General features: G+C 51.9%; 24 protein-coding genes. 11 read left to right on the forward strand and 13 right to left on the reverse strand.

All coding sequences use genetic code 11. From position 1 onward, the window contains the following. Positions 1 to 123 precede the first annotated feature (123 nt). The gene (locus KU392_RS04640) at positions 124 to 516 is read right to left on the reverse strand and encodes a DUF2946 family protein (RefSeq protein WP_217734710.1); all 393 of its coding nucleotides are present in this window, start codon (positions 514 to 516) and stop codon (positions 124 to 126) included. Between the two features lie 234 nt (positions 517 to 750). Between KU392_RS04640 and KU392_RS04645 the strand changes: the two genes are divergently transcribed. Together KU392_RS04645 and KU392_RS04650 are read left to right on the forward strand one after the other, a co-directional pair. Beyond that, positions 751 to 927 carry a hypothetical protein gene (locus tag KU392_RS04645; RefSeq protein WP_217734711.1) on the forward strand — a complete coding sequence of 59 codons (177 nt, stop codon included), beginning with the start codon at positions 751 to 753 and terminating at the stop codon, positions 925 to 927. Beyond that, positions 927 to 2,489 (forward strand): TerC family protein, encoded by a 1,563-nt coding sequence (locus KU392_RS04650; RefSeq protein ID WP_217734876.1) that lies wholly within the window; start codon positions 927 to 929, stop codon positions 2,487 to 2,489. Before KU392_RS04645 ends, KU392_RS04650 begins: the two co-directional genes overlap by 1 nt. Positions 2,490 to 2,549: 60 nt before the next feature. Here the strand turns inward: KU392_RS04650 and KU392_RS04655 are convergent, their stop codons facing one another. Together KU392_RS04655 and KU392_RS04660 are read right to left on the reverse strand one after the other, a co-directional pair. Continuing rightward, positions 2,550 to 3,611: a c-type cytochrome gene (locus tag KU392_RS04655; protein ID WP_169293118.1), complete on the reverse strand. Its 1,062-nt coding sequence runs from the start codon at positions 3,609 to 3,611 to the stop codon at positions 2,550 to 2,552. A gap of 12 nt (positions 3,612 to 3,623) precedes the next feature. Next, positions 3,624 to 4,298 carry a c-type cytochrome gene (locus KU392_RS04660; RefSeq protein ID WP_217734712.1) on the reverse strand — a complete coding sequence of 225 codons (675 nt, stop codon included), beginning with the start codon at positions 4,296 to 4,298 and terminating at the stop codon, positions 3,624 to 3,626. A gap of 382 nt (positions 4,299 to 4,680) precedes the next feature. On the opposite strand from KU392_RS04660, the gene KU392_RS04665 reads away from it, so the two are divergent. The 3 genes from KU392_RS04665 (at position 4,681) to infA (ending at position 8,466) form a co-directional block, all read left to right on the forward strand. After that, on the forward strand, positions 4,681 to 5,556 hold the full coding sequence (locus KU392_RS04665; RefSeq protein ID WP_217734713.1) for a pirin family protein: 876 nt from the start codon (positions 4,681 to 4,683) through the stop codon (positions 5,554 to 5,556). A 226-nt stretch (positions 5,557 to 5,782) separates the two neighbouring features. After that, positions 5,783 to 7,771, forward strand: coding sequence for an ATP-dependent zinc metalloprotease FtsH (gene ftsH, locus KU392_RS04670; protein WP_246587321.1), 1,989 nt, complete (start codon positions 5,783 to 5,785; stop codon positions 7,769 to 7,771). Between the two features lie 422 nt (positions 7,772 to 8,193). After that, positions 8,194 to 8,466 (forward strand): translation initiation factor IF-1, encoded by a 273-nt coding sequence (gene infA / locus KU392_RS04675; RefSeq protein WP_169293114.1) that lies wholly within the window; start codon positions 8,194 to 8,196, stop codon positions 8,464 to 8,466. Between the two features lie 42 nt (positions 8,467 to 8,508). Here the strand turns inward: infA and KU392_RS04680 are convergent, their stop codons facing one another. Continuing rightward, positions 8,509 to 9,561, reverse strand: a complete 1,053-nt coding sequence (locus KU392_RS04680) for an NAD(P)H-dependent flavin oxidoreductase (RefSeq protein ID WP_217734714.1) — start codon at positions 9,559 to 9,561, stop codon at positions 8,509 to 8,511. A gap of 212 nt (positions 9,562 to 9,773) precedes the next feature. Here KU392_RS04680 and KU392_RS04685 point away from each other — a divergent pair, with 212 nt between their 5' ends. Then, the gene (locus KU392_RS04685; protein ID WP_169293112.1) at positions 9,774 to 10,556 is read left to right on the forward strand and encodes an SDR family oxidoreductase; all 783 of its coding nucleotides are present in this window, start codon (positions 9,774 to 9,776) and stop codon (positions 10,554 to 10,556) included. A gap of 192 nt (positions 10,557 to 10,748) precedes the next feature. Here KU392_RS04685 and KU392_RS04690 read toward each other — a convergent pair whose 3' ends face one another. The 4 genes from KU392_RS04690 to KU392_RS04705 form a co-directional block, all read right to left on the reverse strand. After that, the gene (locus KU392_RS04690) at positions 10,749 to 11,420 is read right to left on the reverse strand and encodes a hypothetical protein (protein ID WP_217734715.1); all 672 of its coding nucleotides are present in this window, start codon (positions 11,418 to 11,420) and stop codon (positions 10,749 to 10,751) included. Between the two features lie 84 nt (positions 11,421 to 11,504). Then, positions 11,505 to 13,268, reverse strand: coding sequence for a gamma-glutamyltransferase (ggt, locus tag KU392_RS04695; protein WP_169293082.1), 1,764 nt, complete (start codon positions 13,266 to 13,268; stop codon positions 11,505 to 11,507). Positions 13,269 to 13,504: 236 nt separating this feature from the next. Continuing rightward, positions 13,505 to 13,900: an RNA-binding S4 domain-containing protein gene (locus KU392_RS04700; RefSeq protein WP_169293081.1), complete on the reverse strand. Its 396-nt coding sequence runs from the start codon at positions 13,898 to 13,900 to the stop codon at positions 13,505 to 13,507. After that, the gene (locus KU392_RS04705) at positions 13,887 to 15,107 is read right to left on the reverse strand and encodes an MFS transporter (protein ID WP_169293080.1); all 1,221 of its coding nucleotides are present in this window, start codon (positions 15,105 to 15,107) and stop codon (positions 13,887 to 13,889) included. The genes KU392_RS04700 and KU392_RS04705 overlap by 14 nt, the downstream gene beginning before the upstream one ends. A 98-nt stretch (positions 15,108 to 15,205) precedes the next feature. Here KU392_RS04705 and KU392_RS04710 point away from each other — a divergent pair, with 98 nt between their 5' ends. Beyond that, complete coding sequence (locus KU392_RS04710; RefSeq protein ID WP_169293079.1) at positions 15,206 to 15,697, forward strand: CreA family protein; 492 nt, start codon at positions 15,206 to 15,208, stop codon at positions 15,695 to 15,697. Between the two features lie 77 nt (positions 15,698 to 15,774). Next, entirely contained in the window at positions 15,775 to 16,617 is an 843-nt protein-coding gene (locus tag KU392_RS04715) for a DUF3025 domain-containing protein (protein WP_217734716.1), read from the forward strand. A 112-nt stretch (positions 16,618 to 16,729) separates the two neighbouring features. Here KU392_RS04715 and KU392_RS04720 read toward each other — a convergent pair whose 3' ends face one another. The 5 genes from KU392_RS04720 to KU392_RS04740 form a co-directional block, all read right to left on the reverse strand. Next, positions 16,730 to 17,557: a sulfite exporter TauE/SafE family protein gene (locus KU392_RS04720; protein ID WP_246587322.1), complete on the reverse strand. Its 828-nt coding sequence runs from the start codon at positions 17,555 to 17,557 to the stop codon at positions 16,730 to 16,732. Continuing rightward, the gene (locus tag KU392_RS04725) at positions 17,557 to 18,324 is read right to left on the reverse strand and encodes an ABC transporter ATP-binding protein (protein ID WP_169293077.1); all 768 of its coding nucleotides are present in this window, start codon (positions 18,322 to 18,324) and stop codon (positions 17,557 to 17,559) included. The genes KU392_RS04720 and KU392_RS04725 overlap by 1 nt, the downstream gene beginning before the upstream one ends. Before the next feature lie 7 nt (positions 18,325 to 18,331). Next, complete coding sequence (gene hisM / locus KU392_RS04730) at positions 18,332 to 19,042, reverse strand: histidine ABC transporter permease HisM (RefSeq protein ID WP_211182217.1); 711 nt, start codon at positions 19,040 to 19,042, stop codon at positions 18,332 to 18,334. A gap of 20 nt (positions 19,043 to 19,062) precedes the next feature. Next, positions 19,063 to 19,752: an ABC transporter permease gene (locus KU392_RS04735; RefSeq protein WP_169293076.1), complete on the reverse strand. Its 690-nt coding sequence runs from the start codon at positions 19,750 to 19,752 to the stop codon at positions 19,063 to 19,065. 93 nt (positions 19,753 to 19,845) lie between these two features. Then, on the reverse strand, positions 19,846 to 20,649 hold the full coding sequence (locus KU392_RS04740) for an ABC transporter substrate-binding protein (RefSeq protein ID WP_211182210.1): 804 nt from the start codon (positions 20,647 to 20,649) through the stop codon (positions 19,846 to 19,848). A gap of 248 nt (positions 20,650 to 20,897) precedes the next feature. Between KU392_RS04740 and KU392_RS04745 the strand changes: the two genes are divergently transcribed. The 3 genes from KU392_RS04745 to KU392_RS04755 all read left to right on the forward strand — a co-directional run bounded on the left by KU392_RS04745 (position 20,898) and on the right by KU392_RS04755 (position 23,446). Further along, on the forward strand, positions 20,898 to 21,551 hold the full coding sequence (locus KU392_RS04745) for a GNAT family N-acetyltransferase (RefSeq protein WP_217734717.1): 654 nt from the start codon (positions 20,898 to 20,900) through the stop codon (positions 21,549 to 21,551). Positions 21,552 to 21,626: 75 nt separating this feature from the next. Continuing rightward, a complete protein-coding gene (locus KU392_RS04750; RefSeq protein ID WP_217734718.1) occupies positions 21,627 to 22,544 on the forward strand; it encodes a LysO family transporter in 918 nt (305 codons plus the stop codon). A gap of 17 nt (positions 22,545 to 22,561) precedes the next feature. Beyond that, entirely contained in the window at positions 22,562 to 23,446 is an 885-nt protein-coding gene (locus KU392_RS04755) for an EamA family transporter (RefSeq protein WP_217734719.1), read from the forward strand. Positions 23,447 to 23,604 lie beyond the last annotated feature (158 nt).

A 23,604-nucleotide genomic window follows, 5' to 3' on the forward strand; every position in this document is an offset into this window, starting at 1 on the left:
AACAGGCAATAGCACAACCGGCCTGACGCTGTCGCGTAAGCGGGAATGGACAATAAACACAAAAAAACCTCGGAAAACGATCGTCAAGGCATGATTGAGGCGAACACAATCACTGGCAAAAAGTTAACCGAGGCTTAAAGGAGGGGCACGGGAGCCCAGCGGCGGGCCCAGGGCGGGCAAAGGAGGGAGTGCTTCATTGCCATGTAGCAATGGGGCAGGACGTTGCGTAACGAACGTCACCAATGCAGGCGCTTCCGATGCGGGGATTAATACCTGCGATGCAAGCAGGCAAAATGAGCAATTCTGATTGTCAAAATAATCGCCTGACGATGGCTCGACCGGCTGTCCGTTTGCATCCACCAGGATGGTGCTTGTACCGGCAACGGTACAAATGGTAATGGAAAATCTGCCGTCACGGGCGCCGGAAAAGTCGGGCATATAGCCCACAGGAATCAGCGCCCGGCACAGGAACGACAAAACCGTCAGGCAAAAAAGCATTTGCCAGACGCGTGTCATCTTGTATCGAGGTTGATCCTGAAAAATTCGCATAGTCCGCAACTATATCATATTCACCGCCTCACCCCAATGCTGAAATCAGACAAATTATTGCCCTTCACACAACCGGGACACCTGCCCATATGTCATGTTTGTGTCTTGTCATTGTCATATTCGCGTGCTAGGATCATGCAACGCTTAAATAACATTTAATTCAGCTATCTATGTTTATCCTACTTCAATTGAACCCAACTTATGGCTTCTGACACGGAACCACCCAGTACGAGGCTGGCCTGCGCCAGCCAGATTTCGATTGCCTTTTCCCCTGCCCGCCCCGCTACACCTCATAGCCTGCTTCGGACCCATCCATCCCGGGCCAATGTCACTGTACGCCTGTTTGCCTTGTCACGCCTTTACCCGAAAACACAATGATTGAACTGCTCATGGACCCCACCGCCTGGATCGGTCTTGCCACGCTTGTCGTTCTTGAGATCGTCCTTGGCATTGACAACCTCATTTTCATCGCTATCCTGGTTGAAAAGCTGCCCCCTCACCAGCGGGACAGGGCCCGTGTCATCGGCCTTGGACTGGCGTTACTCATGCGACTGGGCCTGCTTTCAGTCATTTCCTGGATCGTCACGCTCACCACCCCCCTGTTCAGTCTCTTCGGGCATGGTTTTTCAGGCCGCAGCCTGATATTGCTGGTCGGGGGGCTCTTTCTGCTTTTCAAGGCCACCACGGAACTCCACGAACGGCTTGAGGGGGTTTCTCACAAAGGGTCTGCCTCAGGCGGTTACGCCAGCTTTGGCGTTGTCGTCACACAAATTGTGGTCCTGGATGCCGTATTCTCCCTGGATGCAGTCATCACCGCCGTTGGCATGGTCGACAAGTTGCCAGTCATGATGGCGGCGGTCATCATCTCCATCGGTGTCATGCTGATCGCCTCCAAACCGCTGACGCGCTTCGTGAACGCACACCCTACGGTTGTCGTACTGTGTCTGAGCTTTCTGCTCATGATTGGTTTAAGCCTGTTCGCTGAAGGCCTGGGCTTTCATCTACCCAAAGGTTATTTATATGCGGCCATTGGCTTTTCTATCATGATTGAAGCCCTGAACCAGATCGCCCGACGCAATGTTGTCCGAAAACAGGCCCGTTTCCCCATGCGTGAGCGCACTTCAAAAGCGGTTCTTCGCCTGCTGGGTGGACGCCAGTCAGAAGAGGAACACATCGGAGAGCTACCTGATGTCCCTGAAGACATAATGCCTGCCGCCTTTGCCCCGGAAGAACGCAGCATGGTCAGCGGCGTCCTGACACTGGCCGAACGCAACGTGCGATCCATCATGACGCACCGCTCTGATATCTCATGGGTGAACCTGGATGAAGATCCTGAAAAAATCCGTGAAAAACTGCTTGAAGTGCCCCATGGTTACTTCCCGGTCTGCCGTGGAACCATTGATAATGTTATTGGGGTGGCCCGTGTGAAAGACCTGCTTGGCGACCTGATCCGCGAAGGCAAAATCAATGAAAAAAACAGCTTGCGCACCCCAATCTACGTGCCGGAATCCATCACGGCCATCAACCTGATCGAAACCTTGCGCAGGGCCAGCGGGCAAATCGTTCTGGTCAGTGATGAATTTGGTGAACTCATGGGTGTGGTTTCACCCATCGACATCCTTGAGGCCATTGCCGGTGAGTTCCCCGACGAAGACGAAACCATGGAAATCCAGGCAACCGGACCCGGGCAATGGACAGTGGCAGGCTGTGCCGACCTGCATCAGCTGGAAATTGCGCTCCAGACAGAAGGCCTGGTTAGCGCGGAAGGTGACTATGCATCCCTGGGGGGTTATATGATCAGCCGGTTTGGCCGCCTGCCCAAAGAAGGAGAAACCCTGATCCATGAGCAGCTTGAATTACGGGTGGCAAGCATCGAAGAACAACGCATTGACACCGTTCATATACGCAAACTGGACCCGCCCAACTCAATCGAAACCTGATTCTGCCATATCCTGTTTCGGGTACCCCCGTACGGACATGGCAGAACTGGCCGATACCAATTAAGGCTTGACCGCGGCACCCGTAAAGTCACGGTCACGCAATATGTCCGGTTTCAGGAAGTCTTTATGGCCCACATTGTCGTGGTCACCCAGAACCTTACCGTTATATTCAGTGCCATACATCGTGTGCTTGTGAAAGGTTTCCAGATACTTCTCACGGGTTTCTTTAATATTACCGGTATAACGGGGATCTTGCGGACGCTCCTGGCTATCAATGTATTGCGCAATATCCCAGGCTTCCTGGTCTGACAGCGTATTAGGCTGACCCAGGGGCATATTGTGTTTGGTAAAACCGGCCAGGGTAAATACGCGCGAAATGCCGGCACCCCAGTTATAAGAGTCATCACCCCATAAGGCAGGGAAAATCACCTTGCCATTCTCGGTTTGACCGGCACCATCAGCACCATGACAAACAGTGCAATTAGCTTCATAAGCCACTTTACCCCGGGCGGCATCCGGCTTCAGTTCAGGATCGGCCGGCTTGGGAAAGCCACGGCCATAAATTTTATCTTTGGAGAACATAGGCACACCGGTTGCCAGCCACTGATGGTACAGGGACAGGGCCAACATATCGTCACTGCCATAGGCAGGTGGTTTTCCGTTCATTGAATACGTAAAACAGCCGGCAATCCGTTCTTCAAGATTATTCACATGACCGTTTTTGGGGCGGTAAGCAGGCAAGTCGATGGCTGCAGGCCATACCGGCCCACCATAAGGCATCCGCCCGTCTGCCAGGTGGCAGCTTGAACAATTCATATTATTGAACACGTTTTTGCCGCGCAACTGTTGGGTATTAACGAATAAATCATGACCGCGCCGGATGGCTTCTTTCATTTTCGGATGCAAATCAGTGTTTTCCAGCTCGTCAATGGAGGGAGGAATATGAACCAACTCGTTTTCAGTAGGTAAAGCGGCGCCTTGCACCATTTGTTTCACTATTTCCAGCTCGGCCGGTGTCAAATCCTTGCCTTGTTTGGTAAAAGAAGTGGCTTGGGCGCCTGTCGCTGAAAAAACCAACGCAGCCGCAACCAATACTGAACTGAATTTAATACGATGTTTCATGCCTGCTTCCCCTTACTTTTGTTCCTGCACCGGCTGCTGTGCCAGCCATGCCGCTACTGCCTGTGTATCGTTGTCATCAAGACGCTTGGCAATACTTGCCATTAACCCTTGTGGGTCATTGATACGGGTACCGTTTTTCCATGCCTGGATTTGCTGCACGATGTAAGCAGGCTGCTGTCCTGCCAAAACGGGGAAGTCGGCACCATTACCCTGGTTACCGGGCCCATGGCAGCTTTTGCAGCTCACGATATAACGCTCCCAGTCTCCTTGCAAAGCCAACTGTTCGCCCCGCTTCAACAATGCCGCATCAGCGGCAACGGGTGTAATTTCAGGAACCGGCAAACTGGCATAATAACTGGCCACATCAGCTATTTGTTCGTCATTCAGCATAGAGGCAAAAGCCACCATAGACGCATTTTTGCGGGTGCCGTCCTTAAACGCTTTCAATTGTGCAATCATATAGTCCCGGTTCAGGCCGGCCAGACGGGGCCAGGATTCGCCCTGGGGCAGATTCATGCCAGCGCCATTGGCCTGGTGACAGGCCACACAGGTGGCTGAAACCGTTTTACCCCTGGCAATGGCCTCTGCGTTGATGGTATCGGCAGCCATGGCCGAAGGCAAGGCCAGCGTCCACCCGCCGGCCACCCAGGCACCGGCCCGTATTAATCGAACTAATGAATAACGCATAATCGAATTATTCCCCCTCTGAAATACAAAATAAAAAGCACAGACACTTAATATTCAATATAACCAATATGCATATGCTTATCACAAAAAAGCATAATGATATATATTAACGACTCAAAATCCAAATTAAATACGACCTGTCTTCATTTATTCAGGGTTTATACCAGTGTTATCAGTACTCCTGCTGCCATCCTATTGCCGTCACCTGACAAGCCTGCGCTTTTCACCTTTATCATTGTTCCTCTTATGAAACAATCTGGTCCATTTTGGTGGTTTTTCAGTACCGGTGTCTTGTGTATAGTGGAACAATACGATTAATCCCCCAATTTCCGGTATTGCAAGCAGCATGCTGCGGATGAGGCATACCGGCAAGGAGCAAAACATGAACACCAGCCACAGCACCGTTACCCACCCTCGTAAGGTTGAACATATTATTGCCGGCCAGCCCACCTCTGATGGCGCGGGCGTGAAACTGACCCGGGTGCTTACCCAAAACCTGCAACGCCGGCTTGACCCTTTCCTGATGCTGGACAATTTTGGCAGCGATAAAGCCGACGACTACATTGCCGGTTTCCCCGACCACCCGCACCGTGGTTTTGAAACCATCACCTACATGATTGCCGGACGCATGCAGCACCGTGACAGCGCTGGCAACGAAGGGCTGCTGGAAAATGGCGGTGTGCAGTGGATGGTGGCTGGCAAGGGAGTCATCCACTCGGAAATCCCGCAACAGGAAGAAGGCGTCATGGAAGGCTTCCAGCTGTGGCTGAACCTGCCTGCCCGCAACAAAATGACCCAACCCTGGTACCGGGACATTAAAGCCGAAGAACTGCCCAAATTTCGCACACCGGAAGGCGTTGACGTAACGGTGATTGCCGGTAGCAGCCATGGTGTTGCCGGTGCCGTTACACGCGAAACCACCGAACCGCTCTACCTGGATCTGCATATGCCAGCCGGCAGCCGTTTCGAACAACTCCTGCCCGCCAGCCATAATGCCTTTGTTTATGTTTATCGTGGGGAAGTGTCCATTGAAGGAAAAGCGGTACCGGTGCAACGCATGGCTATTCTGGAAAACCAGGCACAGGCCGATGGTGTGGTGATTCAGGCCAGTGCCGACACCCGGGTACTGCTGATTGCCGGCCAGCCCCTGAATGAACCCATTGCCCAATATGGACCTTTTGTCATGAATACCCAGGAGGAACTGTATCAGGCCTTGCAGGATTTTCGTGACGGAAATTTTGCGGAAACAGCATCCTGACGCAAAGGAAGAAACTGCTTTTTTTTTCACAAAGCGGATCGGGATTGGCCCCTGGATGGCTGGTCTCAGAAGGTGACCAAGCACCCGTCCGCCTGACTGTAGCATGCAGATACATGTTCAATGCTATGATTGGACATAAACGATTACCCCGTTTAGTTCACTGAAAGCGTCCTTCGGGCAAAGCCGCAAGGCCTCTGCCCCATAACAACTCCAGAGCAATCAAAGCATGATGAAAAACGGCAATAATTCTTCTTCAGGCAATTCATTCAACAATACGCCGGGACGCCCCGATGGCGCCCGGCTGCCACAACGCAATTTCTGGCTCATCATTTTACTGATCCTTGTAGTCAATTATGTGGTCACCCAATGGCTTTTGCCCGGTGCCAACCAGGCAATCCCAGTGCCATACACCACCTTCAAAGAACAGGTTGCGCAAGGCAATGTCCAGTCGATTCACAGCCAGGGCCAGCTCATCCAGGGACAATTCAACCATCCGGTCACCCTGCCTCCTGCTGAAAACGCAGCCCAGCCGGCAGCCTCGGCTCCCCCCCGCAACGTCACAACATTCTCTACCGTTGTACCCGACTTCACCGACCCCGGACTGGCCTCCTTTCTAGCCAGCCATAATGTCAGGATTAACGCCTCGCCAGCCCAAACCGGCAGCTCGCTAAGCAACCTGCTGTTCGGTTTCGGACCGGTACTGCTGATTATCCTGTTTTATGTATGGCTTTACCGTCGTGCCTCCAGGCAGACCGGTGGCGCACTGGGTGGCAGCATGTTTGGCTTGGGGAAAAGCAAGGCCCGCCGCTATGACCATGAGCAGGCTAAAAAAGTCACATTTGAGGATGTCGCCGGTATTGATGAGGCCGAAAACGAACTGGTTGAAATTGTTGATTTCCTGAAAAACCCCAAAAAATACACGGCACTGGGTGCCACTGCCCCAAGAGGCATATTGCTGGTGGGAGCACCGGGCACCGGTAAAACCCTGCTGGCCAAAGCCGTGGCAGGCGAAGCCAATGTTCCTTTTTTCTCCATGAGCGGCTCAGAATTTGTTGAAATGATTGTCGGTGTGGGTGCTGCCCGCGTCAGGGACTTATTCAAGCAGGCGCGCGAACATGCCCCCTCCATTATTTTCATTGACGAAATCGACTCCATCGGCCGTGCCCGGGGTCAGGCCGTATTGGGCGGGGCCAGCGAACAGGAACAGACCCTCAACCAGATTCTGACTGAAATGGATGGCTTTTCGGGTAAGGAAGAAGTGATTGTGCTGGCGGCCACCAACCAACCAGACATTCTTGACAAGGCACTGCTACGAGCAGGCCGCTTTGATCGCCGGGTCGTGGTGAACCTGCCCGACAAAACCGGTCGTGAAGCCATTTTACAGGTTCACACCCGCGACAAACCCCTGGCGCAAGACGTGGATTTAATGGAAATCGCCGCCTCCACACCCGGTTTATCCGGTGCGGACCTTAAAAACCTGAGCAATGAGGCGGCACTGCTTGCAGCCAAACGCGAGCAACATGAAATCCACCTGAAGGATTTTATGGACTCCCTTGAAAAAATCATGCTGGGCCCAGAGCGTCCCATTATCCTGAGCCAGGCCGACCGTGAGCGAATTGCCTATCATGAAAGCGGCCATGCCATTCTTGGCCTGGTCGTACCCGGTGCCGATCCGGTCAACCGGGTCAGTATCGTGCCACGTGGCCAAGCGCTGGGCGTCACCTACCAGCGCCCGCCGGCAGACCGCTACAACTACCCCGAAGCCTATTTGCGGGCACGCATTATTGGCATGCTGGGCGGACGGGCGGCCGAAGAGATCGTTTACGGCACCAAAACCACCGGCGCTGAAAATGATATTGAACAGGTTACCGAACTGGCACAAAACATGGTAACCCGTTGGGGCATGAGTGAAAAACTGGGCATGGTAAAACTGGCCGCCAGCCAGAACCCTTACCTGGGTGTGGCACAACGGCAGCTTGACGGTGTAAGCGAACAAACCGCCGCCCTGATTGATGAAGAAGTGCATAAAATCATCAATGAGAGCCATGAGCAGGCCAAGCAATTGCTTCGCGATCATCGCCAGCAGCTGGATGCGCTGGTTGCCGCCCTGCTAGAGCGCGAAACGCTGGACGAACAGGAAATTCTGGATGTGACCGGCCTGCCACCGGCCCCCGCCCTGAAAGATCTACCCAACCAGGCCAAACTTGAAGCTTGAAACCAAAATCATTTTCCGGCTGACCGACACGGTCAGCCGCCCCCCTGACCCCGCTGTATATTTCGCTTTATTTTCATATCATTAACAAACAACGCAAAGTATGTTACAATGCCATATTGTCGTCGCTATGATGGCGTAATATTCAACGGGTATCGTTAATCCAACCACTTGTTCGCCAAGTGCTAACCACTTATTCCTCAAGCATTAATTTTTAATGCTTAAAGAATTTCACCCAGTCCCTGACTAACCCCAGGCAGCTATACCGGCTATACGCTATACATCTTTTCCCCTTGCGGAAAAAATACGCTACATCCCGATACCCGCCAGCGCCACGGCGCCTATCCATGCATACCGCTTTTGTTGAAGCTTGCGGCCCAGCCCGTTCATGCATGTTATTTTTCAATCACACAGGAGATTTATCTATGGCCAAAGAAGCATTAATAGAAATGAATGGCATGGTAACCGAAGTGCTACCTGACTCCCGCTTTCGCGTCACACTGGATAACGGCCACCCGCTTATCGCCTACACCGGTGGCAAAATGCGCAAACACCATATCCGTATTCTGGCCGGTGACAAAGTATCACTTGAAATGTCACCTTACGACATGAATAAAGGCCGAATTACTTTCAGGCATCTGCCAGGTCGCCCGGCAAATGGTGCCGCCACTGGCAACAAGTCGCGCAATCGCCGCTAAAACACATTGGGCGCAATACCCTAATGATATTGCCCCAAACAATCACTTCAGTTCTTCCACCAGCGTTGCCACCAAATGTGCGGCCGGCATTTCCCGCGCCAGGTAAGCCGCCTGCCCGGCCCACTGGGCGGCAAACTCAAAATTGCCCCGGGCATTGGCTGCGGCAATCAATGCCTTGCCAGCATCATAGGTCATGGGGTAACCCGGCGTGGGCGGAGCACCAGCCGATTCAAGATCTGTCATCATGCGGTTAACAATACCCCTGGCGGCACGACCCGAAATAACCGTGGTAACGGCCGTATGCAAGGCCCGCCCGCTTTTCAGGTTGGCACGGTAAGCCGCATTGGCGGATGACTCGGGGCACAGCACAAAGGCCGTGCCCATCTGGGCAGCACAGGCCCCCAGTTTTAAGACGGCCTTGATGCCACTGCCATCCATAATCCCTCCCGCTGCAATAACAGGTAAGCGGCAATTTTTAACCAACAAACGCACCAATGACAGCGTTCCCATGCAGGCATCGCCCTGCTCAGGCTCAAACACCCCCCGGTGTCCACCGGCTTCGTACCCCTGAGCCACAATAAAATCAATGCCTGCCGCTTCTATTTGCCGGGCTTCTTCCAGGGTGGTGGCACTGGCCAGCAAGGTAATTCCCGCCGTTTTCAGGGCCTGTATATAGTCCGTGGAAGGCAGGCCAAAATGAAAACTGACAAAGGCGGGTTTAAGCGCCAGCAGCATATCCAGCATAGGCCGGTTATCCACAAAGGTGTCATAAATTTCATTCAGCTGCGCGGGAGGCGTGGCACCGAACTCATCAAACAGGGGTTTCAAATAAGCCAGCCAGGCCTGTTCCTTCTGCGGGTTTTGCGAGGTTCGCCGATGACAAAACACATTCACGTTAAACGGTTTATGGGTTAAGGCCAGGGTTTGCTCAATCATTTGGCGTGCGCCGGCCGTATCAACCGCAGCCACCCCCAATGAACCCAAAGCGCCGGCATTGGATACCGCCGCAGCCAGGGCCGGTGTGGAAACCCCCGCCATGGGTGCCTGGATAATGGGATATTGGATACCGGGTAATAAAAAAGTGTTGTCTGCCATATTTTAATAGTCCTGAAAACGGTTGATTGTTTTTTCAAAACTACCATAACAGAAAAAAGAGCATTCATGCTATCCCGACAGTATGGTTTTTACCGTGTTTGAAAAGCAGGCAATCCGCACTATACTTGCAAAATAACAATCATCACCCTGGCAGGCATATTCATGAATACGCCTGCCAGCACACCAAAGCAGCGGGACCAAGGAGCCAATTCATGAGTGCAACAAGCAACACCAACCAGCTTTTTTCCCTGAAGGACCAGGTTGCCCTGGTCACTGGTGCCTGTAGAGGCCTGGGCTACCAAATAGCCCATGGACTGGCCAACGCCGGCGCCACCGTTGTGGTACATGCCCGAGACGAGCAACGCGCCAAAGAAACCGCCGGTGCATTCAATAACATGGGCCTGTCGGCCAGCTGGCTATCTTTTGATATTAATGACCACCATTCCCGCCGCGAGGCCTTTTCTCAGATAGAAGAACAATACGGTCGCCTTGATATCCTGATTAACAATGCCAGCATCCGGATTCGTAAAACCCTGCACGACCTTACCCCGGTTGAAATCGAACATATCGTTCATACCAATATCCTGGCCAATATCGGTATTTCCCGCTCGGCCATCGACCTGATGCGCAAAAACCGCCATGGTCGCATCGTGACCATCAGCTCCATTGCCGGCCACGTTATCCGCCATGGCGATTTCATTTATCCCATCACCAAGCAGGCCCTTAATACCATGACCCGTTCCATTGCGGTTGAATATGGTCATGAGGGTATTTTGTGCAATGCGGTTGCACCGGGTATTTTTGATACCGAACACAATGAAGCACTGATCAAAGAGCCCGAAACCATGCGTAAAATCCAGGAACGCAACCCCTTGCAACGCTTGGGCAAACCCGAGGAAATCATCGGCCCCGTGCTTTTTCTGACTTCCCCTGCCGCCTCTTATATCAACGGCCAGATCCTGGCTGTTGATGGCGGGCTTTCCGTGGCTTTTTAATGGTTCTTATCCACTTTAAACGTTTTTAAATACCTTTAACGCTTCCGGCCTGCACCCGTTTTAGATCATCACAAACCGGTATTCCCGCCACGGATATGCGTGGCGGCAACTGCGGCAATTCAAGCGCGACCGTTGGCCCCTTTGACATTCACGGCAACCTGTTCAAGGTCGGCCAGATGTTTGTGCCAGCAGCTAGTCTGGTTCAGCCGGAGTCACCGCTTCAGGTGTGAGGCCTGTACTATCTGGAACAGTCGAGCCCGGCTCTGGATTCGGACTTTCAGGAGCAGACAGGCCAGCGCCGGGCACCGGGCTTTCATTAATCTCTGCCACCGGCATTTGCAAACGCGCCTCTTCCAATTGCAGTCTGGCGGTTTCCAGTCGTGCCTGGGCCTCTTCAGCCAGCAAGCGTGCTTCATCCGCACGGGCTTTGGCCTCATCGGCACGCGCCTTGGCTTCTTCGGTTTTCAGGCGAGCTTCTTCAGTCTTGAGTTTGGCCAGTTCCACATTGGCCTGCGCTTCGATGGCATTGTGTTTGGCGGCTTCGGCGTTCAGGCGGGCGGCCTCTTCTTCAGACTTAGCCTTGGCCGCCAATGCTTTTGCTTCGTTTTCCTTACTAAGCGCTTCTTTCTGTCGCAAACGCGCCTCATCGGCAACTGCTTTGGCCTCGTCTTTGCGGGACTTGGCCTCGGCAGCCCTGGCCTGTGCTTCAGCCTGTTTGGCGCGGGCCAGTTCCACTTCGGAATGGTCTACTTCACCATGAACGGTTACCGGCGGGCTGTTAACAGGCGCCCCTTGGTCACAGCCAGTCAAAAAGCCTGCAACTATCATCAACGATACGACCAATGCCTTGCCGGAAACGTTCATTTGCCTTGCCACCATACTCTGTTAAAAAAGCAACAATAACAGCTTATATCGCTGGAAACAAGATGGGAAAATGCCTGTAACCCGCTAATAACCAATCGTCACGCCATCCGGGTTGCGTGGATCAGAATAACCATACAGCACATTATCGCGCACCTGGATGGTTTGCGTACGCCCCATGGCAGGTTTCAGGGCAATGTCATAACCCTTTTCCTTTAACAATGCCAGGGTATCGGGACTGAAACCCTTTTCCACACGCAACTCATCAGGCAACCACTGATGGTGGAAACGGGGAGTGGACGCCGCTTCGGCCGGGTTCATGCCAAAATCAATACTGTTCAGGATGGTTTGCAGCACGGTCGTGATAATGCGTGCGCCACCCGGACTGCCGGTAACCAGCCAGGGCTTGCCATCTTTCAATACCAAGGTGGGCGTCATGGAAGACAGCGGCCGTTTTGCCGGTTCAACCGCGTTGGCATCGCCGCCAATCAGGCCAAAAGCATTGGGCACACCTGGTTTGGCTGAAAAATCATCCATTTCATTATTCAGCAGAATACCGCTTTCACCAGCCACAATACCACTGCCAAAATTCAGGTTAAGGGTATAGGTAACGGCTACCGCATTACCGTCTTTGTCCACCACCGAATAATGGGTGGTCTGGTCACTTTCGTAGGGTTGCGGCTTACCCGGCAGAATCTCTTTGGATGGCGTTACCTTATCAAAAGAAATGGTATTGGCCAGACTGTTGGCATACGCTTTTGAGGTAAGCCCTTTTTGTGGCACCTGGGAAAAATCAGGGTCACCCAGATACTCGGAACGATCGGCATAGGCCCGTTTCATGATTTCAGCCACCAGGGTAACGGTTTTTGAACTGTTCAACCCTAAAACATTAAGATCGTGCGGTTCCAGCATATTCAGCATCTGGATGACATGAATACCGCCAGAACTGGGCGGCGGCATGGAAACCACTTCATACCCGCGGTAAGTGCCTTTAACCGGTTCTCGTTCGACCACCTTGTAATTGGCCAGGTCCTCTTTAGTAATAAGGCCGTCATGTTTGCCCATTTCCGCTACAATCTGATCGGCAATTTTCCCCTTGTAGAAAGCGTCGGCACCTTCTTTGGCAATCAAACGCATCGATTCAGCCAGGTCTTTCTGCACCAGCAAATCACCCGCTTTCAACGGTTCGCCATCCCTGAAGAAGATGGCTTTGGTGGTGTCCCACTTACCCAGGCTTTCTTTGGTGGCCGCCAGGTTTTCTGCCAGTGAGTTACTCACAATATAACCGTTTTCCGCCAGCTCAATGGCCGGTTGGATAACCTGTTCCAAAGGCATGCTGCCCCATTTTTTCAGGGCATGTTCCATACCGGCCACCGTACCCGGTACCCCAACCGCCAGGTGAGTATAAAGCGATCTGCCGGCAACCACATCCCCCTTTTCGTCCAGATACATGTCACGGCTTGCCTTGGCAGGGGCCATTTCCCTGAAATCAAGCGCAATGGTTTGGCCGCTGTCCTTGTCATGCACCATCATGAAACCACCGCCCCCCAGGTTGCCGGCATTGGGCAGGGCAACCGCCAGCGCAAAGCCGATTGCCACGGCCGCATCAACGGCATTGCCCCCTTTTTTAAGGATGTCCAGCCCTATGGCAGAAGCCAGGTGCTGCTCGGTTGCCACCATCCCGTTATGGGCAATGACCGGATGGAAAATATCCATATCATAGTCATACTGCACCTGGGGTGGTGCCACCGGGGCGGGTGTTTTGGCCTGTAAGGGTGCAACAGAAACCCCAGCCAATAATGCCAGACCAAGGAATGTAACAACCGTACTTCGCTTGAATTGAATAGACATAATGCCTCCTTTGTGGGTGTTTTTTATATTTTTATTTGAATACAAAACATACCATTTATTTGGCTTTATGTCTTGCCCCATTCCCACGCAGGATCATGGGAACCAGGAACAGAATATCAATATATTCCATAATCCTGGACTACAATTTGACCCATTCATATATATTTAAAATAATTTACTATAAATAATTTTATGGAAAAAATATTACATAATTATTAAATCAGATGTGGTTGTCTTCAATAACGCCGTTTCAAGTCATCCAGGTAACGCCGGTCACGTTTGGTGGGGCGACCATGCAAGATGGTATCGGCAGGCTCATTGGCCAGCCTTCTTCTTTCTTTTTCCGCTTCCCGGGCCTGGATGCTTTCAGGGGTTTCTTCGTACAGCAACTGCGCCACCGGTGCCGGGCCGCGTACCGCACTTAAGGCCTTGATTTCCACCACCCGATTCATACGCTCCTGCCGGATAGTGAGCCTGTCGCCCACCTTGACTTCCCGGGCAGGCTTGGTGCAAGGCTGCCCATTCACATCAATCCTGCCCTTGCCAACTTCGGTTGCTGCAAGCGAACGGGTTTTGTAAAAGCGGGCGGCCCAAAGCCATTTATCAATACGCAATTTTTCAAGCGTGCTCATTCCTGACACCAAAATAATAAATACTTAACAATGATACTATAGCCGTCAGCAGCAGTCCTGTTGTGAATATAAGAGAATACGCGCCCCATTGCGCCAGCAGAAACGCAAACACCAAAGGGGAAAATGACTGCACGATACGGGCTGGCATGGCGATCAAACCCAACCTTTGTCCATAATTGGTGGGGCCAAACAAAGCCAACGGCACGGTTCCCATGGCAATTGTCAACATGCCATTACCCGCCCCATGCAAAATGGCAAACAAATTGGGACTGCCATTAAAAAACAAAAACAGCACCGCCCCCACAGGATGCAGCGATGCGGCAAAAACGGCCACCAGAACCGGATGCACCTTCCCCAGAAAAAAGAACTCAAACAAACGGGCACCCACCTGGGCCGGACCAATCAGGGCTCCGGCCATGACCGCCACAGACAAGCCATACCCGGCCAGTACGATCAATTCAGGAAAATGTGCCGCCAATGAAGTGGAAATAAACCAGGCTACGGCAAAAACATAGGACAGTAACATCATTTGCCATAGAATCCGCTTTGACCCCTGTGACCTGCCTGCCTGATTTTCAGCCTGCAACGGTTCTGTTCCGGTTTCCTGCAGAACACCGGTTTCGACTTGGGTTTCATGATTGATGGATGGCACCAGCAGATGAAGCGGCATTCCCAGAATCATATGCAACAATGCCCACATCAGGCAAACCTGCTGCCAACCCCAGTAATGTAATACCCAACTCATTAAGGGCCAGCCGACCGTACTGGCCAGTCCACCCAGTAAAGTCACGCCCATAATGGCCGAACGGGCCTGTTTGCCATAAAACCGGGTCAGGGTTGCAAAAGCGGAGTCGTACATGCCATGTCCCATCCCCAGGCCAATCAGCCCAAATCCCAATCCCACAACCATGATGCCCTTCGCGGATGACAACAGCAGCAAACCCGTCATAAAGAACAGGCTGGACTGCAACAGCACCGGCCTTCCTCCCACCCGGTCTATTCTTCGACCCGTAATGGGAGTCACAAAAGCGGACAGCAAAAGGGCCAGGGAAAACGCGGCAAATACCCATGCTACCGGGATACCCAACTCACTGGCCATTGGCTGGGCAATCATGGCCGGCAAATAATAAGTAGAGGCCCAGGCCAGCATTTGGGTAATACCCAGTACAATAGTCAATAATGTTTTATGGTTGGTTTGAACAGTCATGGTGTTTAGCTGGTTATATTTGGCTGGCTTTGAATTTTAGTGATTGAACCCCATATTGCAGTTTGACATACTATCACTACACCACAAAGACGCTTAGCATGAAAAAAATACTTTTGGCCGCCCTTGCCCTGTCCGGTTTTTTCTTTCAACCCGCCGCTCAGGCCGACGAGGTTGGCTGCGTCAGTACCACCTGGCGCGTTGTCAATAATGACAAGGTTTGCGTTCAATCATTTAATGACCCCGATATTGAAGGCGTTGTCTGCCACCTGTCGCATGCCCAAACCGGCGGTATTTCGGGTGCCCTGGGCCTGGCAGAGAACCCCTCGCGCTTTGCCATTTCCTGCCGCCAGGTTGGTCCCCTCAAGGCCACAAAAGCCATCCCTGACAAAAAAGAAAATATCTTCACCCAGCGCATGAGCCTGTTATTCAAAGACCTTAACGTGACCCGTCTGCTGGACAAACCCAATAATACGCTGGTTTATCTGGTGGTGAGTGAGCGGGTTATTGAAGGCTCACCTTACAACAGCATATCAGGCGTTCCGCTCATGCCCTGGGGCGATAAAATGCCTGAAGTAACATTCAGGAAATAGTCCCTCCACGCCCGTTATAACCCGGCTTTACCCTTTCCGCCCTTGCCACAGGAGCGGCTTAACTTTTTTGCAATGCCATGCCCATCTCTGTCCTGAACCGGATCCATCTTGACGCCCCCTACTGGTCCCCCTGGAAAACCCGTTTCCCTGCCCCGCAGCAAACCGTACCCAGTGTTCACGCATTCCTGAACGACCATCGCCCTGCCCTCCTACCGGTTAACTTCGTCCCACAGGAAATCCTGCCCGACAGCATGGCCTATGAAACCTATATTTATGAAACCGGCAATGTGCCCACCCGTGATGGCCTGCATGATTATTTCAATGCCCTGTGCTGGTTTACCTTCCCGAACACCAAAACCCGCCTTAACCGGTTACAGGCGGCGCAAATAAAACAAGCAGGTGTGGGTGATACCAGGGGAAAAACAAGGGATGCCATTACGATTATTGATGAAAACGGTTTCTTCATCCAATGCCCGGACGAGCTTTGGCAGGCCCTGCAAGCCAAACAATGGCAAACCGCCTTTCAGACCTTACGCCCCCTGTGGCGCCAAACCCGGGTTATCGCCTTCGGCCATGCCCTGCTGGAAAAACTGGTGACCCCTTATAAAGCCATTACCGCCCATGCCATCCGCATACCCGATTTCATTGGGCCATGCCGCCAAAAGACTGACCCGGATGAGCGGGTAGCCGAGGTAACCGCTAAAGACCAAACCGATCCCGACACGCCTGAGATATTTTCAGAAGCGGCCATCCAGCAAGTGGACGATTATCTAGCCGGGTTCCTGACAGAACAAACCCTGCAAACCAAGCCTTTCATCCCGCTGCAGATTTTTGGTATTCCGGGCTGGCATGAAGAACAGTCACAGGTCGGCTTTTACGATGACAACAAGGTTTTCAGGACACCAAAAAGGTCTGGTTAAGGCTACCCAGTTTGCTCCGGCGCCCCTTCGGGCCGAAGTCGCTGCACTGGTAGCCTTAATCAGGCCCGGATACGTATAGCCTTGCAAAAAACGGCAATCTTAACTGAATTGCCTAAATGATTCCAAACGCAGTCAGCGACTTATACAACATATATGCACTAATCGAAAACAACAACAAGGCAAAAATCCGCTTCAGCCTGTCAACCGGCCAATTATGCGCACACTTTGCCCCTACAGGCGCCATCAGCACACTCATGGTAATCAGTACCAGCAAACCAGGCCAATACACATAACCCAGCATCCCATCCTGGATACCAATTTTTTCAATCCCGGAAGTGATATACCCGATACTGTTGCCCACCGCAATCGGAAAACCCAATGCCGCCGACGTGGCCACCGCATTGCGGATAGGCACATTACACCAGACCATGAACGGCACTGACAAAAATCCGCCACCGGCGCCCACCAGGCCGGAAATAAACCCGATCCCGGTACCCACGGCCGTGCGGCCGGCCACACCCGGCAGCTGGCGTGACGCCTTGGGCTTTTTGTTTTTTAACATGTTCAGCCCTGAATAGCCCACAAAAACCGCAAAAAACAAGGCCAGCCAAGCCATGCTGATAAATCTGAAGGCCACGCCACCGGCCAGCAATCCGCCTAAAATAATGCCCGGCACCAGTGAAAAAACAACCGGCCACAACACCGCACCTTTTTTATGATGCGCCCGCATGCTTGATAGCGAGGTGAACATAATCATGCTCATGGACGTTGCGATGGCTGCATGCACCGCAATATCACCCGACATTTGCTGCCAGGTAAACAGCATGGTAAGAAATGGCACCAGCACCATTCCCCCACCAACACCCAGCAAACCGGCCATAAAACCACCAAACGCCCCCAGTACAAGCAAGGCGACAACCATTCCAAAACTTAATATCATTATTTCAGGTTACCTGATAAAAATTGCTGCAAACGGACGCTCTTGGTATTGCCAAAAACCTCGGCAGGCGTCCCTTGTTCTTCCACACTGCCCTGGTGTAAAAACATGACCTGCGAAGCCAGGTTACGGGCAAACCCCATTTCATGGGTCACGACAAGCATAGTTCGACCTTCTTCAGCCAGATGCTGCATGACTTTCAATACATCGCCCACCAGCTCCGGGTCGAGGGCCGAAGTAGGTTCATCAAACAGCATCACCTCGGGCTCCATGGCCAGCGCCCGGGCAATGGCCACGCGCTGCTGCTGCCCGCCTGACATTTGCGAGGGATATTGTTTTTCCACCGCTTGCGCCAGACCTACCTTGTTCAGATAATGACGGGCCCGTTCAAGCGCTTCGTTTTTTTTCACACCCAGAACATGCATGGGTGCCTCTATCACGTTTTCCAACGCCGTCATGTGTGCCCATAAATTGAAATGCTGGAACACCATGGCCAATTTGGTCCTGAACAATTGCAGGCGTTTTTCATCAGACACGCGCAAACGGCCTTTTTTATCCTGGACAACCGTCAGCTCTTCACCATTGAGAAAAACACTGCCGCTGTTGGGTTGCTCCAGAAAATTGATACACCGTAAAAAAGTGCTTTTACCAGAGCCGCTTGAGCCAATCAAGGCAATCACGTCTCCGGCACTGGCCTGCAACGAAACGCCTTTCAGGACTTCGTTTTGGCCATACGATTTATGTATGTTTCTAACATCCAGTTTATACATGGCTTTCCTAATTTTTTTCGTATGCCAGAAAGGCCAGTGCACGGCGTTCAATCCGCCTGAATGCCCAAACCAGTACAAACGAAATTGACATATACAACAACGCCGCCGTGCCATACGAGGCAAACGTTAAATAAGTGGCCGCATTGGCATCCCGGGCCACTTTAAGGATATCCGGCACCGTGGCCGTAAAGGCCAGAGAAGTGGCATGCAGCATCAAGATGACTTCATTGCTGTAAGCAGGCAAGGCCCGGCGCAGGGCGGAAGGCAGAATGATGCGGGTATACATTTTCCAGCGTGACATGCCATAGGCACGGGCGGCATCCAACTCGGCATAGGGCGTCGCTTTTATATAACCGGCAAAAATCTCTATGGTGTAGGCCAGGGTATTAAGCAGCAGTGCCAGCACCACACAGTTATAACCACTCACGAAAAAAGCGTATAGCAGGGGCGTTTCACGAACAAACTCAAGCCCCACGATACCACTGTAAATCAGCAACAGCTGTACATAAAACGGTGTACCCCGAAAAACCCAGCTAAAGAACCAGATCGGGCCGCTGATAAATTTGTTTTTGGACACCCGCATGACTGACAGCGGCAAAGCCAGTACAAAACCCAGAACCACCGACAGGGTTAAAATCCATAAAGTGACAGCCAGACCTGAAAAATGGGTACCATCCCAGAACAAAAACGGTTCCCAATACTCATTGATGATGAGCATAAAATGTTCAAATGACTCGATCATAAATGAGCCTCACGCACGCCAGCAGAATACTTCTTCTCGAGCCACCACAACACAATACTGGAAACAGTGGTAAGCCCCAGATAAATCAGGCCGGCCACTAAAATAAACAGGAACATGCTGGCTGTGGCACGACCTGCCGTTTGTGTAACCTGAACCAGATCAGACAGCCCGATAATGGACACCAGGGCAGTCGCCTTCAACAATACCAGCCAGTTGTTGCCAATGCCCGGCAAGGCAAAGCGCATCATCTGCGGGAAAAGAATTCGGCTGAAAACCTGCCGATCACTCATGCCAAATGCCTTGCCCGCCTCCAGCTGCCCTTTAGGCACCGCCAAAAAGGCGCCACGGAAGGTTTCTGCAAAATAGGCCCCGTAAATAAACCCGATGGTAAGAACCCCCGCAATAAACGGATCAATTTCCAGCATGGGCAAACCCAAGGCATCGGTAATATTGTTAAGGCCCATTTGAATGCTAAAGAAAATAAGCAGCATCAGGACCAGGTCGGGTACGCTGCGCACCAGCGTTGTGTAAGCCTGGGCAAGCCCTTTGAACAGGAAATTGCCAAACAGTTTTGCGCTTGCCCCGATCAGGCCCAGCAAAAAGGCCACCAGCAGCGACAACAATGCCAGCGTGATGGTTTCCCAAGTGCCGTCGAGAATCTGGCCGCCATAGCCATGCAAAAACATGAATGCCCCTTAAAAACAAAAAATGATTGAGCAACCCGCGATTGCTCAATCAAGCGATGACTTCAATTGATTGTATGCCACTCGGGCTGATACTTACTTGGCCTGCATCAGACCAATTTCACCAGGCTGAAAATACTTGCCGGCAATTTCTGCAATTGTACCTTCTGTAACCAGCTCATTGATGGCTTTATTAATGGCGTCTTTCAATTTCACATCGGATTTGCGCAATCCCATGGCAATTTCATTGGTCAGGATAGGGTCACCAGACAACACTTCTCCAACAAACTCAAAGTCCCTGCCCTCTGGGGTGACCAGAAAGCCGGCAATCGCATTGGGTTTTTCAAGCAGGGCGGCATCAAGACGGCCTGCCCGCAAATCGGCATAGGTTTGTGACTGGTCCTGGTAAGACACGATTTGCACGCCTCCCTTGCCCCAGGCTTTTTTGGCATAGGTTTCCTGGGTGGTGCCCTGCAGCACACCCAAGCGTTTTCCTTTCAAGGATTCAGCAGTAGGCAAAGTGCCACTGCCTTTTTTGGCAATCAGCTGGGTGGGAATGGCATACAGGGGATCGGTAAAGTTAATGACCTTTGCCCGCGCCTCGGTGGCGGTCATACTCGAATGGATAACGTCAAACTTGCGGGCCTGAAGGGCGGGAATCAGGCCATCAAAGGATTGTTCCACCCACACGCATTTGGCGTTCAGTTTACCGCAAATGGCATTGGCCACATCCACGTCAAATCCTTCCATGTCACCTTGGGCATTTCTGTATTCAAAAGGCGGATAGGTCGCTTCCACACCAATACGTATTTCTTTCCACTCATTGGCAGTGGCAAGATTACCCATTCCAAGAACTGAACATGCCAATCCTGCTGCAATCAATATTTTTCTGATTTTCATGCCTGCGTTTCCTATGCAAATTAATCAAAAACGAAAGATAAGACTAATACTTTCCATTCAATACGGAAAGTTTTCCTATCCGACATAAGCCGATAATAACCGCAAGGCCTGTTTATTGCCACTAGGGAACACCTTTATTTTGGGCCATCCGGGGCAAGGCCAAAAAGCGGCGTGCTGACCGCAATCTGATACACTATGTTTTTTGCGGATTTTCAACTCTGATTGCTTTTTCTTTATAGTCTTGTACCATGACCCTTTCTTCAGAATCCGGCCAGCCAGCAGTCTGCCCCTTTGTCACCCCCTTCCACCCGATCCAGTTAGAAGGTTTTGGCGTTATTCTCCAACCCATGCGACTGGCGCATGCTGAAGGCCTTAAAAACGCCGCCAGTGATGGTAAACTCTGGAATCTGGTGTATACCTCGGTCCCCGAACCGGGCCAGGAAACCACCTATATTGAAGCTGCCCTGAAAGGTCAACAAGACGGCCACATGCTGCCGTTTACCGTCCTTGACGCCAAAACCAAAAAAATAATCGGCACCACCCGCTATCACGATATTGTCGCGGATATTGCCCGGCTTGAAATTGGCTATACCTGGTATGCCAAATCCTGGCAACGCACCCATGTGAATACCGCCTGCAAATACCTGTTGCTGTTTTATGCCTTCCAAAGCCTGCAGGCCAATGTTGTGGGCTGGCGCACAGACATCATCAACCACACCTCACAAAAAGCCATCGAAAGACTGGGCGCAAAAAAAGACGGCGTGTTACGCGGCCATGCCAAGCGTCGTGACGGCTCTGTCAGGGATACGGTCATGTACAGCGTCACCCGTGAAGAGTGGCCGGCCATCAAAAAAGCACTGAAAGAAAAACTGGCCGCTTTCAATAAAAACAATCCTGCCTGAATCCCATTATTGGCCTCATGCCTGTCACCCATCCATACACGACTAAACCCATGAGGCCCCAAAAAGGCGTCCACCTTGAAAGACCTGCTACTCTCATTATTGCCCATTTGCCTGTATCTGGTTCTTGGCTTGCTCATTGGCAAAATACTGCCCGCCACCCAGTCAGCCCGTTTGGCCCGCCTGATTACACCTTTTGTCTGGCTGCTGCTGTTTGCGATTGGCTATAAATTTGGCCTGCAACTGGAAAACCTGCAAAACGTCACGCAAATTCTGGGGATTGCCACAGCCTATGCCCTGGGGACAAGCGTTTTTTCTTTTGCGGGCTTGTGGCTGCTTTTGCCAAAAAGCCAAAAAAGCACTACCGAAACCACTTCGGACTTTGGTATCTGGCATGTGATTCGGGAATGCGGTATTGCCTTTGCCTTTTTACTGGCCGGTATTGGCCTGGCCAAACTGCTGCTAATGTCGCACATGAATACCGAACTGCTTCCTTCGGTTGAAACCCTTCTGTATATATTGCTGGTGCTCATTGGCGTAGACCTGGTCAATGCCCCGATTTCCCTGAAGTTCCTGCAATTCAGAATCATAGCCACACCCGTGGTGGTCATCCTGTTTTCCCTGCTGGGCGGGGCTGTCGTGGCCTGGTTAATGGGCATGGATATCCGTAATGGCCTGGTCTTGTCCGCCGGCTTTGGCTGGTTCTCACTGTCGGGCGTGATGGTTACGGCCCGTCTGGGTGAATTCTACGGTGCGGCTTCCCTCATGACCGACCTGTTCAGGGAATTGCTGTCCATTGTGGTACTGTTTTTTCTGGGCGCCCGCCATCCGGTTCCTGCCATTGGCACATCGGGGGCAACCGCCATGGATACCACCCTGCCCATTATCAAGAAAATAACCGGTAACCATTACATTGCCACCGCCATTTTCAGCGGGGCGGTACTCAGCCTGACGGCCCCTTTCCTGCTGGCCTGGCTGCTGGCCTTGTTCAGTTAATCCTTCAGGATCCTATTATGCCTTTGATCGACTGGTTATTCGCCTTGCTTGTCATTATGGTGTGGGGCGTCAATTTTATTGCTATCAAATTCGGGCTGGTTGATTTTCCACCTTTATTGCTGGGCGCACTGCGTTTCATGGCGGTTGTGTTTCCGGCCATTTTCTTTATAAAGCGCCCCAACATTTCATTCAAGCTGCTGCTTGTCTATGGTTTAACCATCAGTTTCGGGCAGTTTGCCTTCCTGTTTACCTCGCTGGCGGTTGGTATGCCAGCCGGACTGGCTTCCCTGCTTTTACAGGTACAGGCTTTTTTCACGGTCTTGCTGGCCGCACTGGTGCAGCATGAAAAAATCCGGCCCCATAACCTGCTGGCGATTGCCATTTCCCTGCTTGGCCTGTTCATTATTAACGCCAATGCCGATGCCGGACACCCCATTCCCTTCCTGGGGCTGGTGTTTATTTTTCTGGCCGCCTTTAGCTGGTCTACCGGCAATATTGTCATCAAGCAGGCCAAAAATGTAAACATGCTAAGTCTGGTGGTCTGGGGCGCTACCATTCCCATTATCCCATTCCTGCTTTGCTCATGGATTTTTGAAGGTGGCAACCTTATGGTAACCAGCCTGCAATCGGCCACCTTTACCGGCATTGCTTCTATCATGTACCTGTCTTATGGCGCAACGCTGGTGGGTTACGTATTGTGGGGACGCCTGCTTGGCAAGCACCCTGTAGGCCTTATTGCCCCTTTAACCCTGCTGGTGCCGGTGGTTGGCCTGCTGTCTGCCACATGGGTTCTGGACGAAAAATTGTCCACCCTGCAATGGCTGGGCGGTGCTGTCGTCATGCTGGGCCTGATTGTAAACGTTTTTGGCCCCAGGTTGCGCAAACTGGTTCTCTCCCATTGAGCCCCTGGCAAATACATTTATAATCAAAGATGAACAATTTATTACCTTATAGATAAAGATATAAACAACAATTACCCTTAAACTTTCAAGTCCACATCCTGAAACATTTACGGCCTTGATTACAGGTAAACAAGCCTTACATTGTAAACATTAAGGCC

This window comes from Advenella alkanexedens (assembly GCF_019132845.1).
Classification (GTDB): Bacteria; Pseudomonadota; Gammaproteobacteria; order Burkholderiales; family Burkholderiaceae_B; genus Advenella; species Advenella alkanexedens.